Genomic DNA, 16883 nt, shown 5'->3' on the forward strand with positions numbered 1-16883 from the left:
CCCGCCGGCGCGACGCCGGGTCGGACCCCATGGACGACCCGACGCCGCAGTCCGTCAGCGCGGGTAGATGCGCCCCGCGGTGCGGGCCAGGTCGATGACCACGGCCTCGGAGTACAGCGTGAGCCGCAGCGCGATCACCTGCGAGCCGCGATAGCCGGTGTCCACGACCTGGCGCTGGATCTCGCCGGCTCCGTTGGGCAGCTCGACCACCTCGCCCGGCGCCGGCACGGCGATGGCCTGCCCGCCGACGGTGATCGACCCGATCGCGGTGGAGATCTTCGACGTCACCCGCTTGCCGGCCTTCTGCCGCATCGCCGCGCGCGAGCTGACGTCGTTGATGACGAGCTGCGCGCTGGGCACGGACACCGAGGAGATCGCGGTGCGCGACCAGCCCTTGGCCACCTTCTTGGCCCGGAACTGGTCGCCGTTGACCTGGTAGGTGACGCCGTCGAGCAGGACCGGCACCGGCAGGAGCTGGCTGGCGTGGGGGACCTGGTACGTCTGCGTGCGCCCGTTCGAGCCCTGGCAGGGCAGCGCCTTGTGCTCGACGTTGCCGAACCGCAGTGCCCCCTGCAGGGCCTGGTAGTCCATGGCGGTCCCGCCGGAGCGGAAGACCCCGACAGGAGCGGGGCCACCCATCCGGACGCGGGCGGTGCCGAGCTCCACCAGTTGGCGCCGGTCACCGGCGGTCACCTCGATGCGCAGGGCGGAGGCCTGGGACTGCGCGTTGTGGCTGTTGGCGCGGCCGTTCTTGTAGCCGAGGGCGATCGTGCCCAGCCCTGGGATCTGGATCGGGCGCGTCACGTCGGTGAGGACCTGGAAGACCTGCTGCGCGACCTGCTGGGTGCCGGTGAAGACCGTGTCGGTGACCTGGTCCAGCGGGGCGAGGAGCTGCTGGAGCTCGGGCGGGAGGCTCTGCACGACGGTGTTGTCCAGCAGCTCCAGGGAAATGCTGGCGAAGGTGAAGCTCTCCGCGTGGCCGAAGCCCTGCGGCGTGTTGAACGCGTTGGCGGTGGTCCGCAGGCCCTTGATGACCAGCCTCGGCGTGGTGAGCGGGCCCACTGTGCCGCCGATGGCGATGTCGCCGATGGTGTTGGTGCCGCGTACGCCGTGGGTGTCCCCGTCGACGTACGTCTCGGTGCGGCTCGTGCTCGCCGAGACGTGGATGAGCGGGTTGTCGGGGACCGACACGGCACTCTCGCGCTCCACGACCTGGCCGACGGCCCGCGTGCAGAGCTGCTGGGCGTGGGCGTCCTTGAGGTTGAGCGACTCGACGCTGTCGGTCACCAGCTTCACGCCGTAGACGTCGCCGCGGTAACCGAAGTCGGTGAGCTGGGGCGCGCTCCCGGCGCGCGCATCGATCGGGTCGGAGCCCTGCGCGGGCACGCCGACCGCGCTCGACAGTGCGAGCGCGGCGCTCAGGCCGAGGCTGAGCGCGGCGAGCGTCCGGGACCTGCTGATGCGTTCCATGGTTCCCTCCCAAGGTCCAGGGGAGCTGCCCCGACGCCGTTCCGTGTGACCGACCGGTAACTCCCTCTGGGCCTCAACGAGACGGCAGTGGGATAGGTCACGCCGAGGCCTGGACGCAACGAGCGGCAGCACCCGATGGGTGCTGCCGCTGGTCCGTGCCTCCGGCAGGATTCGAACCTGCGGCACCTGGTACCGGAAACCAGTGCTCTATCCCCTGAGCTACGGAGGCGTGCCCGGCCGGGGCCGGTGCGGACCGAAGACTACCGGTCCGCCGACGTGGCCGCGAAACCGACTCCGTCCCCTCGGTCGGCGCCGGTCAGCGCAGCGCCATCGAGCCGGACGTCGTGGCGGGGAACGGAAGCGTGGCGTGCTCGGCGACGCGCGCGTCCAGGGCGGCGGCGACGTCGTCCGGCCACGGCGCGGTGCGCCGGGTGGACAGGTCGACGTGCAGGAAGATCTCCTCGACGACGCAGGCGAGCGTGTGGTGCGTCTCGTCGAGGAGGTACACCAGCACGTGTGCGGCGCGCTCGGAGCGGCCGAGCAGCCGCACGCGGGCCGACATGGCGTCGCCGGTGCGCAGCTCGCTGAGGTAGGTGACGTGGTGCTCGGCGGTGAAGCAGGCGTGACCGTGGGTCAGCGGCCACATCTGCGGGATGCCCACCTCGACCAGGGACTCGTCGAGACCCTCGCTCGCGATGCCGATGTAATGGCGGACGTTGAGGTGGCCGTTGATGTCCTCGAACGGCATCGGCACGGGCTGCTGGACGTATGCCGGGAGGTCGACCAGCTGGTCGTAGGTCGGGTGGGTCACAGCGCAGAACCCTAGGGCAGCCGGTGACACGACCGGCCGGAGCCACGGCGTGAAACCGGTTCGGGCCGGTGCGCGTGCCGCCGATAGGCTTGCCCGGTGAATCCCGAGCAGCTTTCCGCGACCATCGTCGATGCGCTGACGGCCCTGGTGGCCGACGGCGCGATCACGCTCCCTGACGGCGTGCCGACCCAGGTTACCGTGGAGCGACCCCGGCAGAAGGGCCACGGCGACTACGCGACCAACGTCGCGCTCCAGCTGGCCAAGAAGGCCGGCACCAACCCGCGCGCGTTCGCCGAGCTGGTCGCCGAGCGGCTGCGAGCCTCGTCCGGGATCAGCGAGGTCGAGGTCGCCGGGCCGGGGTTCCTCAACGTCACCGTCGAGGCGGGCGCCCAGGGCCAGGTCGCGGCCGACATCGTCGCGGCGGGGGAGTCGTACGGCCACTCGGACACCTTGGCCGGCCAGTCGATCAACATCGAGTTCATCTCGGCGAACCCGACGGGCCCGTTGCACCTGGGCCACACCCGGTGGGCGGTGCTGGGCGACGCGATCGCGCGGGTGTTGCAGGCGGCGGGAGCCAAGGTCGCCCGGGAGTTCTACATCAACGACCGGGGCAACCAGATGGACCTCTTCGGTGCCTCGCTCGAGGCCGCTGCACTCGGCTGGCCCATTCCGGAGGACGGCTACCAGGGCGGCTACGTCGCCGACCTGGCTGCCGCGATCGTCGCTGACGACCCCGGCATCGTCGACCTGCCCGAGGGAGAGCGCCTGGCGGCGTTCCGCGAGGCCGGCTATGCCCGCCAGCTCAAGGAGCAGCAGGACCAGCTCGACGCGTTCAACACCCACTTCGACGTGTGGTTCTCCGAGCGCGGGCTGCACGCGGAAGGATTCGAGGGGTCGGTCGCCGACACGCTGCAGTCCCTGAAGGACAACGGCCACCTGTTCGAGGCGGACGGCGCGCTGTGGATGCGGACGACCGACTTCGGTGACGACCGCGACCGGGTGCTCATCCGCTCGAACGGCGAGCTGACCTACTTCGCCTCCGACACCGCCTACTACCTCAACAAGCGCGGGCGCGGCTTCGACCACTGCATCTACCTGCTGGGTGCCGACCACCACGGGTACGTCGGTCGCCTCAAGGCCATGGCCGCCTGCGTCGGCGACGACCCGGCGCTCACCCTCGACGTCATGATCGGACAGCTGGTCAAGATCATGCGCGACGGCGAGGAGCTGCGGCTGTCCAAGCGGGCCGGCACGATGGTGACGCTCAACGAGCTGATGGACGAGATCGGCGTGGACGCACTCCGCTACTCGCTGGCGCGCTACCCGGCCGACAGCCCGCTCACCCTCGACGTCGCCGAGATCACCAAGGCGGCAAGTGACAACCCGGTCTACTACGTCCAGTACGCGCACGCGCGCACCTGTCGGATGATCGGCAACGCGACCGACCTCGGCATGACGCTGCCCGACGAGCCCGACCTGTCCCTGCTCACGCACGAGCGGGACGGCGAGCTGCTCCGGGCGTTGGCCGACCTGCCGCGAGTCGTCGCGAGCGCCGCCGAGCTGCGCGAGCCCCACCGCATCGCGCGCTACCTCGAGGACACCGCGTCGGTGTTCAACAAGTGGTACGACACCAAGGAGTGCCGCATGCTGCCCATCGGCGACGAGCCGGTCACCCCTGCCAACGAGGCGCGGCTGGTCCTGGTCCACGCCACCCGCACGGTCATCGCCAACGGCCTGCGGCTGCTCGGCGTCTCGGCGCCCGAGAGGATGTGATCGGCCGTGCCCACTGCCCATCCCTCCGGCTGGGCGCACGCCGACGGGGCCCTGCGCGGGCCCCACTGGCTGCGTGAGCCTGCCGACGCCAACGAGCTCGTCCCCGCGCTCTGGTCGCGCACCGCGACCAAGACGGACGGCGTCCTCAGCGTCGGCGGGGTGCCGCTGACCGAGCTGGTGCGCGAGCACGGCTCACCCGCGTTCGTCCTCGACGAGGACGACTTCCGGACCCGGGCCCGTGCGTTCCGCGACGCCTTCGCCGGCTACGAGGTCTTCTACGCCGGCAAGGCGTTCCTGTGCACGACGGTCGCCCGGTGGCTCGCGGAGGACGGCCTGTCCCTCGACGTGTGCTCCGGGGGCGAGCTCGCCGTGGCCGAGCGGGCCGGCTTCCCGATGGAGCGGGTCGGCTTCCACGGCAACAACAAGACCGTCCGCGAGCTGGAGCGCGCTGTCGACCTCGGCGTGGGACGCGTGGTGGTCGACTCGTTCGCCGAGATCGAGCGACTCGCCGCCCTCACCGCGGAGCGCGACCGCACGATGGGGGTGATGATCCGCGTCACGGCGGGCGTCGAGGCCCACACCCACGAGTACATCGCCACCGCCCACGAGGACCAGAAGTTCGGGTTCTCGATCGCCAGCGGCGACGCGCTGGAGGCCGTCCGTCGCGTCCTGACAGCCCCGGGCCTCCGGCTGCTCGGCCTGCACTCCCACATCGGCAGCCAGATCTTCGACACCTCGGGGTTCGAGGTCGCCGCCCGCCGGGTCCTGGCCCTGCACGCACGCGTGGCCGAGGAGCTGGGCACCGAGATGCCCGAGATGGACCTCGGCGGCGGGTTCGGCATCGCCTACACGACGCAGGACGACCCGTCGGAGCCCGCCCAGCTCGCCGCCGGGATGTCGGAGATCGTCGACCACGAGTGCCGGGCTCGCGGCATCTCGCGGCCGCGGCTGTCCATCGAGCCGGGACGTGCCATCGTCGGACCGTCGATGTGCACGGTCTACGAGGTCGGCACGGTCAAGGAGGTGGCGCTGGACGGCGGCGCACGCCGCTCCTACGTCTCGGTCGACGGAGGGATGAGCGACAACATCCGCACCGCGCTCTACGACGCCGACTACTCCGCGACACTCGCCTCCCGCGCGTCGGAGGCGTCCCCGACCCTGGCCCGCGTCGTGGGCAAGCACTGCGAGGCCGGGGACATCGTCGTCAAGGACGAGTTCCTCCCCGGCGACGTACGTCCCGGAGACCTCGTCGCGGTGCCCGGGACCGGCGCCTACTGCCGATCCATGGCGTCGAACTACAACCACGCGCTCCGTCCTCCGGTGATCGGAGTTCGGGACGGGAAGACCTTCACCGTCCTGCGACGAGAGACTGAGGCCGACTTGTTGGCGACCGATGTGGGTGTGGCATGAACGAGGGTGACGAGCGCGCGCTGAAGGTGGCGGTGCTGGGCTGCGGCGCGGTCGGCTCGCAGGTGGTGCGGTTGCTGACCGAGCAGCGCGACGACCTGGCGGCCCGGGTGGGTGCGCCAGTCGAGCTGGTCGGGGTCGCCGTACGCCGGCTCGACGCGCCCCGCGAGGTGGACGTGCCGGCCGGCCTGCTGACGACCGACGCGACGGAGCTCGTCTCCCGCGGGGACGTCGACGTGGTGGTCGAGGTGATCGGCGGCATCGAGCCGGCGCGCAGCCTGATCCTCGCGGCCCTCGACAACGGCGCCAGCGTCGTCACCGCCAACAAGGCCCTGCTGGCCGAGGACGGGCCGACGCTGTTCGAGGCGGCCGCCAAGGCCGAGCGCGACCTCTACTACGAGGCGGCGGTGGCCGGTGCCATCCCGATCCTCCGCCCGCTGCGCGAGTCGCTGGCCGGCGACCGCGTGACGCGGGTGCTCGGCATCGTCAACGGCACCACCAACTTCATCCTCGACAGGATGGACACCTCCGGTGCCGGCTTCTCCGAGGCGCTCGAGGAGGCGCAGGAGCTCGGCTACGCCGAGGCGGACCCGACCGCCGACGTCGAGGGCTTCGACGCCGCCGCCAAGGCGGCGATCCTGGCGAGCCTCGCCTTCCACTCGCGCGTCACGGCCTCCGACGTCCACCGCGAGGGGATCTCCGAGGTCACCGCGGCGGACGTCGCCAGCGCCCGCGACATGGGCTCCGTGGTCAAGCTCCTCGCCATCTGCGAGCTGCGGCCGGGACCGGACGGGCAGGACCAGGTCGCCGCCCGGGTGCACCCCGCGATGATCCCGCGCTCGCACCCGCTGGCCAGCGTCCACGAGGCCTACAACGCGGTCTTCGTCGAGTCCGAGGCCGCCGGCCAGCTGATGTTCTACGGCCCCGGCGCCGGCGGCGCTCCCACCGCGAGCGCGGTGCTGGGCGACCTGGTCACGGTGGCGCGCAACCGCCTCGACGGCACCCGCGGAGCGGGGGAGTCGGCGTACGCCGACCGCGCGGTGCAGCCGATGGGGGAGACCCGCACCCGCTACCACGTGGCGATCGACGTCGACGACCGCGCGGGCGTCCTGGCCGCGGTGGCCAACGCGTTCGCCGACCACGACGTGTCGATCCAGACCGTGCGGCAGGAGGGCCGTGGCGCCGACGCCCAGCTCGTCGTCGTCTCGCACTCCGCGCCCGACTCCGCGCTGAGCGCGACGGTCGAGCAGCTGCGTGAGATGGACATCGTGCGCGAGGTCACCTCGGTGATGCGCGTGGAGGGGGACGCGGAGTGAGCGGCATGGACACGGCCTCGGCCAGGACCCGGCAGTGGCGCGGCGTGATCGAGGAGTACCGCGGCCTGCTCGACCTCCCCGAGGGCCTGCACGCGGTGACGCTCCGCGAGGGCGGCACGCCCCTCGTCCACTCCGAGTGGCTCTCCGGCCTCACCGGCGCCGAGGTGTGGCTCAAGGTCGAGGGTGACAACCCGACCGGGTCGTTCAAGGACCGCGGGATGACCGCCGCGATCTCGCACGCGCGGCACACCGGCGCCGAGGCGGTGGTCTGCGCCTCGACCGGCAACACGTCCGCGTCGATGGCGGCGTACGCCGCGAAGGCCGGGCTCAAGCCCCTCGTGCTGATCCCGGAGGGCAAGATCGCCGCCGGCAAGCTGGCGCAGGCGGTGGTGCACGGTGCCCAGGTGATCATGGTGCGCGGCAACTTCGACGACTGCCTCGCCATGGCGATCGGACTCTCCCGGGGATACGCCGTCGAGCTGGTGAACTCGGTCAACCCGGTGCGGCTGCAGGGCCAGAAGACCGCGGCGTTCGAGGTCGTCGACTTCCTCGGCGACGCCCCCGACCTGCACCTGCTGCCGGTCGGCAACGCGGGCAACATCTCCGCCTACTGGCTGGGCTACCAGCAGTACGCCGAGCTCGGCCGGGCCAGCAGGCGCCCGAGGATGCTCGGCTTCCAGGCCGAGGGCGCCGCGCCGTTGGTGACCGGCGAGCCGTTCCCCGATCCCGAGACCAAGGCGACGGCGATCCGCGTCGGCAACCCGGCCTCGTGGCACCTCGCCGAGCAGGCGGCCAAGGAGTCCGAGGGCGGCTTCGCGGCCCTGTCCGACGCGCAGATCCTGTCGGCCCAGCTCGAGCTCGCGCGCCACGACGGCGTCTTCGTCGAGCCTGCGTCGGCCGCCGGCGTCGCCGGTCTGCTGGCGGCGCTCGCGGCAGGCCAGACGTTCACCGGGGCCACGGTCGCGATCACGGTCACCGGGCACGGGCTCAAGGACACCGCCACGGCGCTGGAGTCCTGCGGCGACCTGGTCGACACGGTCGTCGACGCCGACGTCGACGCCGCAGCGGCCGCCGCCGGGCTGGCCTGAGGATGCCGACCTTCGTCGAGGGCCCGGCCCGGGTCACCGTCCCCGCGACCTCCGCGAACCTCGGGCCCGGCTTCGACTCCCTCGGGCTGGCCCTGTCGCTGCGCGACCAGCTCGAGGCCGAGGTGCGCGCCGACGGGTTGGTCGTCGAGGTGAGCGGCGCCGGTGCCGAGACGGTGCCCCGCGACGAGTCGCACCTGGTCGTGCGGGCCATGCGGGCCGCGTTCGACCTGATGGGGGAGCAGCCCCCGGGCCTGCGCCTGTCCTGCCGCAACGTGATCCCGCACGCGCGCGGGCTCGGCTCGTCCTCGGCGGCCATCGTCGCCGGGGTGGTGCTCGCGCGCGCCCTCGTCGCGGGTGGTCAGCTGCTCGCCTCCGACGAGACGCTGCTCGACCTCGCCGCCGACCTCGAGGGGCACCCGGACAACGTGGCACCCGCGTTCCTCGGCGGGTTCGTGATCTCCGGTCGCGAGGACGACCGCTGGTACGCCGTCCGCACCGGCGTCGACCCCCGCATCACCGCGGTCGCCTTCGTGCCGCCCACCGGCGTCGAGACCTCGGTCGCCCGAGGTCTGCTGCCCGCGTCGGTGGGCCATGCCGACGCAGCGGCCAACGCCGGCCGGGCAGCCCTGCTCGTCGCCGCCCTGACCGGCCAGCCCGAGCACCTCCTGACGGCGACCCGCGACTGGTTGCACCAGGAGCAGCGCGAGCCGGCCATGCCCGAGACGCTGGCGCTCGTACGCCGCCTCCGCGCCGACGGCGTACCCGCGGTCGTCTCGGGCGCCGGCCCCACGGTGCTGGCCTTCGGCACGGCCGACACCTCGCAGCTCACCGCGTGCTGCCCCGACGGCTGGGTGTGTCACGACCTGGTGATCGAGGCGCACGGCGCGCGGCTGCTAACCTGACCGCGCGCCGTTCGGCGTACGGCCCGTCCCCGCTTCTGACCGAGTGGACGGGCGACCACCATCCGCCTCGCAGGGGCTCGTCCGCCTCGCAGGCGACGCGACGTGCGAAGGACCCACGTGACCGAGACTCCCGCCACCGCGGAGAACGCTGCCCCTGAGGCGACCGCGAAGAAGCCGGCCCGCAAGGCGAGCGGGCTCAGCTCGATGCTCCTCGCCGACCTCAAGTCGATGGCTGCCGGGCTCGGCATCCCCGGCGCCGGGTCGATGAAGAAGGCACAGCTCGTGGACGCCATCAAGAGCGCCCAGTCCGGCGGCGCCCGCGGCGAGCGGCCGACGAACGACAGGGTCGAGAAGGCTGAGCGGACCGAGCAGGCCCCGAGCGACCAGCCCCCGGCACAGCAGCCGGCGCCCGCGGAGGAGTCAACCCCGGCCACCCGGACGACCGTGCGCACCCGCACCCGCAAGCAGCGACAGGCGGAGGCGGCGGGCGAGCAGCCGCAGCAGGACAGGCAGGACCGCCAGCAGGGTTCACGCCAGCGCCAGGGCGACGAGCCGTCGCAGGGGCACCAGGACAAGCAGGACCGCCAGGACAAGCATGACCGCCAGGACAAGCAGGACCGCCAGGACAAGCAGGACCGCCAGGACCGGGACCAGCAGAAGGGCCAGGGGCAGAAGCAGGGGGGCAAGCAGTCCCAGGCGCAGCAGTCCCAGCAGTCCCAGCAGGCTCAGGCGCAGCAGTCCGCATCGCAACAGGCTCAGGCGCAGCAGCTGGAGGACGACGAGGACGGGGAGGGCGGCAGCCGCCGCAACCGTCGTCGGCGCGGGCGCGACCGCACGGTGGTGCGCAGCGGCAGCCGCAACGAGCCGGACACCACGATCCTCGAGGACGACGTGCTGGTGCCCGCGGCCGGCATCCTCGACGTGCTCGACAACTGCGCGTTCGTGCGCACCTCGGGCTACCTGCCCGGACCGGAGGACGTCTACCTGTCGCTGTCGATGGTCCGCAAGTACCACCTGCGCCGCGGGGACGCCGTCGTCGGCCAGGTCCGCCAGCCGCGCGAGGGCGAGCGCCGGGAGAAGTTCAACCCGATGGTGCGCATCGACAGCGTCAACGGCACCGAGGCCGAGGGTGCCAAGGAGCGCCCGGAGTTCGCCGACGCGGTCCCGGTGCACCCGCACCAGCGCCTGCGCCTGGCCACCGACGACAACCCGATCGGCCGGGTCGTCGACATCGCCGCCCCGGTCGGCAAGGGCCAGCGTGGCCTGATCCTGGCCCCGCCCCGCACCGGGGCCACCACGCTGCTGCAGTCGGTCGCCCGGTCGGTGACGACCAACAATCCCGAGTGCCACGTGATGGTGGTGCTCGTCGACACGCGGCCCGAGGAGGTCACCGACTTCCAGCGTGCGGTCAAGGGCGAGGTCGTCGCCTCGACCTTCGACCGCCAGCCGGGCGACCACACCCTCGTCGCCGAGCTGGCGATCGAGCGTGCGAAGCGGCTGGTCGAGCTCGGCCACGACGTCGTGGTGCTCCTGGACTCGCTCACGCGGCTCGGCCGCGCCTACAACCTCGCCGCCCCGGCCAACGGTCGCGTGCTCGGTGGCGTCGTCGACGCCTCCGCGGTGCACCCGACCAAGGAGTTCTTCGGTGCCGCGCGCAAGATCGAGGACGGCGGCTCGCTGACGATCCTCGCGACCGTCACCGTCGGCACGGGGTCCGCCACCGACGAGTTCTTCCTCGAGGAGCTCGCCGGCACCGCCAACCTCGAGCTGGTGCTCAGCGCCGACCGTGCCGCGCGCGGCATCGTCCCCGCGATCGACGTCGCCGCGTCGGGCACCCGGCACGAGGAGAAGCTGCTCGCGCCGGCCGAGGGGGCGGTCGTCGGTGACCTGCGCAAGCAGCTGGCCTCGGCGGACTCGCCGCAGGCGGTCGCGAAGGTCTTCGGCTCCCGGTAGGGGCCGGTGGCGCTGCCGTCACGGCAGTCCGACCCGAGGGATCCATGGAGGGGTCCCCGGTCGGGAATCCAGCGATTGGCGCCGTTGTTCAGACCGGTGGCACACTTGTGCGCCGGTTCCGGTTCACGTCATCACGCGATCCACGCGGGCGACCCGGGACAATTCGAGAGGACACCCATGAAGAAGGACACGCACCCCGACTACGTCGAGACCGCCGTCACCTGCACCTGCGGCGCGTCGTTCACCACCCGCAGCACCGCGACCTCCGGCTCGATCCACGCCGACGTCTGCTCGCAGTGCCACCCGTTCTACACCGGCAAGCAGAAGATCCTCGACACCGGCGGCCGCGTCGCCCGCTTCGAGGCTCGCTACGCCAAGAAGGCCCCGGCCGACAAGAAGTAGCTCGACCTCGGCGCCGGTCGCCCGCTCCGCGCGGGTGGCCGGCGCCTTGTCGTCTGTCCGCGGGCCGGCCGAGCCGCGACCAGCCGCGACCACGCCGGGCCACCCCGGGCCACTCCGGGGCACGCCGGGCCACTCAGACCAGTCACACCAGGGAGCACCGCACGATGTTCGAGGCCGTCGAGGGCATGCGCGTTGAGCACGCTGAGCTCGAGCGACACCTGGCGCTGCCCGAGACGCACGCCGACCAGCGCCTGGCCAAGCAGCTCAACCAGAGGTACGCCGAGCTGACCGCCGTCGTCACCACGTGGCAGGAGTGGCACCGGCTCGGCGACGACCTCGAGGCCGCCCGGGAGCTGGCCGGCGACGACGCGGCGTTCGCGCGCGAGGCCGAGGAGCTGGCCGCACGCCGCGAGGCGGCGGAGGAGCGGCTGCGCCGGCTGCTGGTGCCCCGCGACCCCGCCGACGGCAAGGACGCCCTGCTCGAGATCAAGTCGGGGGAGGGCGGTGAGGAGTCGGCGCTGTTCGCCGGCGACCTGCTGCGGATGTACTCCCGCTACGCCGAGGCTCGCGGGTGGGGCGTGGAGATCCTCGACGCGACCGAGTCCGACCTCGGCGGGTTCAAGTCCGTCACCGCGGCCGTGAAGGCCCGCGGCACCGTCGAGCCCGGCCAGGCGCCGTACGCCCTGCTGAAGTTCGAGGGCGGCGTGCACCGCGTGCAGCGGGTGCCGGTGACGGAGTCCCAGGGCCGGGTGCACACCTCCGCGGCCGGCGTGCTGGTGATGCCCGAGGCGGAGCAGGTGGACGTCACGATCGACGACAACGACCTGCGCATCGACGTGTTCCGCTCCAGCGGCCCCGGAGGCCAGAGCGTCAACACCACCGACTCGGCGGTGCGGATCACCCACCTGCCCACCGGCATCGTGGTGAGCTGCCAGAACGAGAAGAGCCAGCTGCAGAACAAGGAGCAGGCGATGCGCATCCTGCGCGCCCGGCTGCTGCAGGCGGCGCAGGACGCCGCCGACGCCGAGGCGAGCCAGGCTCGCCGGTCGCAGGTGCGCACGGTGGACCGCTCCGAGCGCATCCGCACCTACAACTACCCCGAGAACCGCATCTCCGACCACCGCACCGGCTACAAGTCCTACAACCTCGACCAGGTGCTCGACGGCGACCTCCAGCCGGTGCTCGACTCCTGCGTCGAGGCCGACATGGCAGGCCGGCTCGCGGCGCTGGAGTCCTGAGTGCGCGCCAGTGCGGCGCGTCGCGCCGGCGCGGCCCTCCTCCGGGAGGCCGGCGTCGCCTCGCCGGAGCGTGACGCCGACCTGCTCCTCGCCCACGTCCTCGACGTGGCGTTGGGCCGGTTGCCGCTCGTCGACGAGCTCTCCGGCGACGCCCGAGAGCGCTACGACGCGCTGCTGGCGCGCCGTGCCGCCCGCGAGCCGCTGCAGCACCTGACCGGCACGGCCGCGTTCCGCCACGTCGAGCTGGCTGTAGGCCCCGGTGTCTTCGTCCCGCGGCCGGAGACCGAGCTGCTGGCGGGATGGGCGATCGAGCAGGCGCTGGCCCTGCACGCACCCGTCGTCGTCGACCTCTGCACGGGCTCGGGCGCCATCGCCAAGGCCGTCGCCGACGAGGTCCCGGGTGCCCAGGTGCACGCCGTGGAGCTCGACGAGGGCGCCCTCGCGTGGGCCGAGCGCAACCTGGCCGGCACGGGCGTCGACCTGCGCGACGGCGACCTCGCCACGGCCTTCGACGACCTGCGCGGTGCCGTCGACGTGGTGGTCTGCAATCCGCCCTACATCCCGCTGGAGGCGTGGGAGTCGGTCGCCGCCGAGGCCCGCGACCACGACCCCCACCTCGCGCTGTTCTCCGGGCAGGACGGCCTCGACGCGATCCGGGTGCTCGAGCAGCGCGCCGCGGTCCTCCTGCGGCCCGGGGGAGTGGTCGGTGCCGAGCACGCCGACGTGCAGGGGGAGTCCGCTCCGGCCGTGTTCGCTGCGTCGGGGCGCTGGCGCGAGGTCGCCGACCACCGCGACCTCGCGGGTCGAGCGCGGTACCTGACGGCGCGACTGGCACGATGAGCGTCGTGGACAGGCATGCGACCTCGACGGAGGAGGAGCGGGAGGCGGCAGTGACCGCCGCCGCCGGCGCCGTACGGCGTGGAGAGCTGGTGGTCATCCCGACCGACACCGTCTACGGCATCGCCGCGGACGCGTTCTCCCACGACGCCGTACGACGGCTGCTGGAGGCCAAGGGACGCGGCCGAGACATGCCGCCGCCGGTGCTCGTGTCGGCCGCCACCACCCTCGACGCGCTCGCCGAGGGCGTCCCCCCGTGGGCACGCACGCTCGTCGAGCGGTTCTGGCCGGGCCCGCTCACCCTGGTGTGCCGCCAGCAGCCCTCGCTGATGTGGGACCTGGGGGAGACCCGCGGCACCGTCGCGGTCCGGATGCCCGACGACGAGGTGGCGCTCGCCGTCCTCGAGCGCACCGGCCCGTTGGCCGTGAGCTCCGCCAACACCACGGGACGCCCCGCCGCCACCGACGTCGACGCGGCCGTCGCCATGCTCGGCGACGCCGTCGCCGTGGTCGTGGACGGCGGCACCTCCCCGGGCGGCGAGGCCTCGACGATCGTCGACGTCACCGTGCCCGAGGGGCGGGTCCTGCGACTGGGCGCGCTGTCCCTCGAGGAGCTCAACGCGGCCCTCGAGGACCACGGCGTCGTGCTCGCGGACCAGGGCTAGGACTGATGCGGGAGTACCTCCTCGTCTTCCTCGTCGCCCTGTCGGTGACGTACCTGCTCACCGTTCTCGCCCGGGAGTTCGCCCTGCGGACGGGAGCGGTGGCGCAGGTCCGCGACCGGGACGTGCACGCCGAGCCGATCCCCTACCTCGGCGGGCTGGCGATGCTCGGCGGTCTGTGCGCGGCGTACGTCGTGGCTCGTGAGCTGCCGTTCCTCGGCCTGCGCAGCGAGGGCTTCGTGTTCAAGGACGCCGGCGTGGTGCTGCTGGCCGGCGCGCTGGTGTGCGCCGTCGGGGTCATCGACGACATCTTCGACCTGGATGCCCTGACCAAGCTCGGCGGCCAGGTGCTCGCCGCGGGCCTGCTGGTCGCGCTCGGCGTGCGGTTCTACTACTTCCCGGGCGCCGACGGCACCCAGTTCGCCCTCGACGACGCCCAGAGCGCGCTGCTGACCCTGCTCGTGGTCATCGGCACGATGAACGCGGTCAACTTCGTCGACGGGCTCGACGGGCTGGCCGCGGGGGTGGTCGGCATCGGGGCGGCCGCGTTCTTCCTCTACTGCTACACGCTCGCCGACCAGAACAACCTGACTCTCGCCACCACCGGCGCGCTGCTCAGCGCGGCGCTCGCGGGTGCCTGCGCCGGGTTCCTGCCCCACAACTTCCACCCGGCCCGGCTCTTCATGGGCGACTCCGGGTCGATGCTCATCGGGCTGGTCCTCTCGGCGAGCGCCCTGACCCTCACCGGGCAGTTCTTCGGCATGCCGAGCACGGAGGGCAACAGCCTGTTCGTCACGGTCCTGCCGGTGCTGCTGCCGATCGCGCTGCTCATGGTGCCGATGGCCGACCTCGTGCTGGCGGTCGTACGCCGCACGCGGGCGGGCCGCTCGCCGATGAGCGCGGACAAGCAGCACCTCCACCACCGTCTGCTCGAGATCGGCCACTCCCAGCGCCGGGCGGTGCTGATCATGTGGATGTGGGCCTTCACCATCGCGACGGGCGCGGTGATCGTGAGCCTGTTCGATGACCCGTGGGTGTGGTGGAGCCTGGGGTCGATGCTGGCGCTGACGATCGCCTTGACGTTCGTGCTGCCCAAGCTGCACCGCCCCCGCAAGACCGGCCTGGGTGACACCGGACTGCCCGAGAACGCCGCGGTGGAGGGGCGCAGCGACCGGAGCGACGACGACCCCGCGGGCTCGGAAGCGGTCGCCGCCCCGCCGGGGGAGAGCCACCCCTGACCCGGATTTGCCACCCGTGCGGGACCTTGTGATAGTTTTCACGAGCCACCCGGCCCCCTTCGGCACGTGGTGCGATGCACTGATTGCCCCCCACAGAAACGGCCGCCGCGATGACGACCGAGACCACGCAGCACCGCCGGGACACCGCCCTCGGCGTGTTGCTGGCGGCAGCGCTGGGGGCCGTGCCGGTGGGGATCGCGACGGCGCTGGTCGGTGGCGTGGTGGATGGCCGCCCCGGTGCGCTCGGCGCGGCGATGGGCGCCGGACTGGCCCTGACCGTGCTGGCCAGCGGATCCTTCGCCGTCCACGTGGTCGCCCGGCTGATGCCGAGCGCCTCCCTGCTCGTCGCGCTGCTGACCTACGGCCTCCAGCTCACGGTTCTGACCGGTGCGCTGGCGTCGTTCGACCGCTCCGGCGCGCTCGGTGACGAGCTCGCGGCGGGATGGCTCGCTGCAGGTGTCGTCGCCGTCACGGCGGCCTGGACCGTCGGTCAGATCATCCTCGGCGCGCGGGACCGCGTGCTGCTCTACGACCTGCCCGAGCCGGCGTCGCCCAACAGCCACGAGGCGGGTGCCAGGTGACCAGCCACGACTGCTATTGTCCGGTGCGCGATGGCTCAGCAGAACTTCCCCGAAGGCCACGTCATGGACACCCCGAGCGACCAGTCGAGCCAGGACCCCTGGCGGGCCTTCAGCTATGTGGTGACCGGCGTGCTGCTCTACGGGGGGATCGGCTGGGGGCTGGACCGCTGGTGGGGCACCACGTACCTGGTGGCCGTCGGCATCGTGGTGGGAGCGATACTCGGCCTCTACCTCACCTGGCGTGTCTTCGGCGCCACACCGGAACCACCCGGCCCCTCGCGGCCGGAGCAGCGGGACTCGAAGTGACAACGGCAGTGCGGCAGACACAGGAGACAGTGTGAGTGCGATCGCGATGACCGCGATTCCGACCGAGGGGTTCACCCCGCCCGGTCCGGGTGACTTCAACCTCCCCCCGATCGGTCACTCCGAGGGAACGGCACCGACCTTCGAGTTCCTCGGGCAGACCATGTACTGGGGCGTCACCAAGCCCATGGTGCAGCTGGCGCTGTCGGTCGTGCTGATCTTCACCTTCTTCTACCTCGCCTCGCGGCACCGGGCCATGGTGCCCGGCAAGCTGCAGTACGTCGGGGAGACGGCCTACGGATTCGTGCGCAACGGGCTGGCGCGGGACACCATCGGCAGCCACGACTTCATGCGCTTCGTGCCCTACCTGGTGGCGCTGTTCTTCTTCATCCTGGTCAACAACTACTTCGGCCTCATCCCCGGGATCCAGTTCCCCACCTTCTCGCGCGCCGGGATGGCGTACGCCCTCGCGGCGCTGAGCTGGGTGGTCTACAACTACGTGGGCATGCGCAAGCACGGCGTCGGCGGCTACCTCAAGCTGCAGACCGTGCCGAGCGGGGTGCGAGGCGTGGTCCTGCTCCTCCTCGTGCCGCTGGAGTTCTTCTCCAACATCCTCGTTCGCCCGGTGACGCTGGCCCTGCGTCTGTTCGCCAACATGTTCGCCGGCCACATGCTGCTCATCCTGTTCGCCCTCGGCGGCGAGTACCTCCTCCTGCACACCACTGGTCTCACCCCGGTCGCGGGCGTCCTGTCGTTCGTGATGTTCATGGGCGTGAGTGTGCTCGAGATGCTGGTCATGGCCCTCCAGGCCTACGTCTTCGTCCTGCTCACCTCCATGTACATCGCCGGTGCGCTTGCGGACGAGCACTGACCGTTCCGGTCCGTGACCTGTTCCACCCAGA

At 72.2% G+C, this 16883-nt stretch carries 16 protein-coding genes and 1 tRNA gene; 14 read left to right on the plus strand and 3 right to left on the minus strand.

The annotated features are described in order from the left end of the window. Window positions 1–54 precede the first annotated feature (54 nt). From J3P41_RS12685 to J3P41_RS12695, 3 genes are all read right to left on the minus strand, one after another. Complete coding sequence (locus tag J3P41_RS12685) at window positions 55–1470, minus strand: choice-of-anchor P family protein (protein WP_210650626.1); 1416 nt, start codon at window positions 1468–1470, stop codon at window positions 55–57. A gap of 156 nt (window positions 1471–1626) precedes the next feature. Then, window positions 1627–1699: transfer RNA gene (locus tag J3P41_RS12690), tRNA-Arg, on the minus strand. An 87-nt stretch (window positions 1700–1786) separates the two neighbouring features. Further along, window positions 1787–2281: a thioesterase family protein gene (locus J3P41_RS12695; RefSeq protein ID WP_210650627.1), complete on the minus strand. Its 495-nt coding sequence runs from the start codon at window positions 2279–2281 to the stop codon at window positions 1787–1789. A gap of 96 nt (window positions 2282–2377) precedes the next feature. Between J3P41_RS12695 and argS the strand changes: the two genes are divergently transcribed. The 14 genes from argS (at window position 2378) to atpB (ending at window position 16852) form a co-directional block, all read left to right on the plus strand. Further along, a complete protein-coding gene (gene argS, locus J3P41_RS12700) occupies window positions 2378–4054 on the plus strand; it encodes an arginine--tRNA ligase (RefSeq protein WP_210650628.1) in 1677 nt (558 codons plus the stop codon). Between the two features lie 6 nt (window positions 4055–4060). Continuing rightward, a complete protein-coding gene (lysA, locus tag J3P41_RS12705; RefSeq protein ID WP_210650629.1) occupies window positions 4061–5464 on the plus strand; it encodes a diaminopimelate decarboxylase in 1404 nt (467 codons plus the stop codon). Continuing rightward, on the plus strand, window positions 5461–6777 hold the full coding sequence (locus J3P41_RS12710; RefSeq protein ID WP_210650631.1) for a homoserine dehydrogenase: 1317 nt from the start codon (window positions 5461–5463) through the stop codon (window positions 6775–6777). The genes lysA and J3P41_RS12710 overlap by 4 nt, the downstream gene beginning before the upstream one ends. A 5-nt stretch (window positions 6778–6782) precedes the next feature. Then, entirely contained in the window at window positions 6783–7865 is a 1083-nt protein-coding gene (gene thrC / locus J3P41_RS12715; protein WP_210650889.1) for a threonine synthase, read from the plus strand. Window positions 7866–7867: 2 nt separating this feature from the next. Then, complete coding sequence (thrB, locus tag J3P41_RS12720; protein WP_210650637.1) at window positions 7868–8767, plus strand: homoserine kinase; 900 nt, start codon at window positions 7868–7870, stop codon at window positions 8765–8767. Window positions 8768–8884: 117 nt separating this feature from the next. Further along, the gene (gene rho, locus J3P41_RS12725) at window positions 8885–10720 is read left to right on the plus strand and encodes a transcription termination factor Rho (protein WP_210650639.1); all 1836 of its coding nucleotides are present in this window, start codon (window positions 8885–8887) and stop codon (window positions 10718–10720) included. Window positions 10721–10897: 177 nt separating this feature from the next. Then, window positions 10898–11122, plus strand: a complete 225-nt coding sequence (rpmE, locus tag J3P41_RS12730; RefSeq protein WP_210650640.1) for a 50S ribosomal protein L31 — start codon at window positions 10898–10900, stop codon at window positions 11120–11122. A gap of 164 nt (window positions 11123–11286) precedes the next feature. Continuing rightward, window positions 11287–12360, plus strand: a complete 1074-nt coding sequence (prfA, locus tag J3P41_RS12735) for a peptide chain release factor 1 (RefSeq protein ID WP_210650642.1) — start codon at window positions 11287–11289, stop codon at window positions 12358–12360. Continuing rightward, on the plus strand, window positions 12361–13200 hold the full coding sequence (gene prmC, locus J3P41_RS12740; protein WP_210650647.1) for a peptide chain release factor N(5)-glutamine methyltransferase: 840 nt from the start codon (window positions 12361–12363) through the stop codon (window positions 13198–13200). Continuing rightward, a complete protein-coding gene (locus J3P41_RS12745) occupies window positions 13197–13862 on the plus strand; it encodes an L-threonylcarbamoyladenylate synthase (protein ID WP_210650648.1) in 666 nt (221 codons plus the stop codon). The genes prmC and J3P41_RS12745 overlap by 4 nt, the downstream gene beginning before the upstream one ends. Window positions 13863–13867: 5 nt before the next feature. After that, entirely contained in the window at window positions 13868–15097 is a 1230-nt protein-coding gene (locus J3P41_RS12750) for an MraY family glycosyltransferase (RefSeq protein ID WP_210650650.1), read from the plus strand. A gap of 110 nt (window positions 15098–15207) precedes the next feature. Continuing rightward, complete coding sequence (locus J3P41_RS12755; RefSeq protein ID WP_210650652.1) at window positions 15208–15678, plus strand: hypothetical protein; 471 nt, start codon at window positions 15208–15210, stop codon at window positions 15676–15678. Window positions 15679–15708: 30 nt separating this feature from the next. After that, the gene (locus J3P41_RS12760; protein WP_210650654.1) at window positions 15709–15984 is read left to right on the plus strand and encodes an AtpZ/AtpI family protein; all 276 of its coding nucleotides are present in this window, start codon (window positions 15709–15711) and stop codon (window positions 15982–15984) included. 31 nt (window positions 15985–16015) lie between these two features. Continuing rightward, window positions 16016–16852, plus strand: a complete 837-nt coding sequence (atpB, locus tag J3P41_RS12765) for a F0F1 ATP synthase subunit A (protein WP_307861975.1) — start codon at window positions 16016–16018, stop codon at window positions 16850–16852. The last annotated feature ends 31 nt before the right edge of the window (window positions 16853–16883 follow it).

This window comes from Nocardioides sp. SYSU D00065, from assembly GCF_017916425.1.
Classification (GTDB): Bacteria; Actinomycetota; Actinomycetes; order Propionibacteriales; family Nocardioidaceae; genus Nocardioides.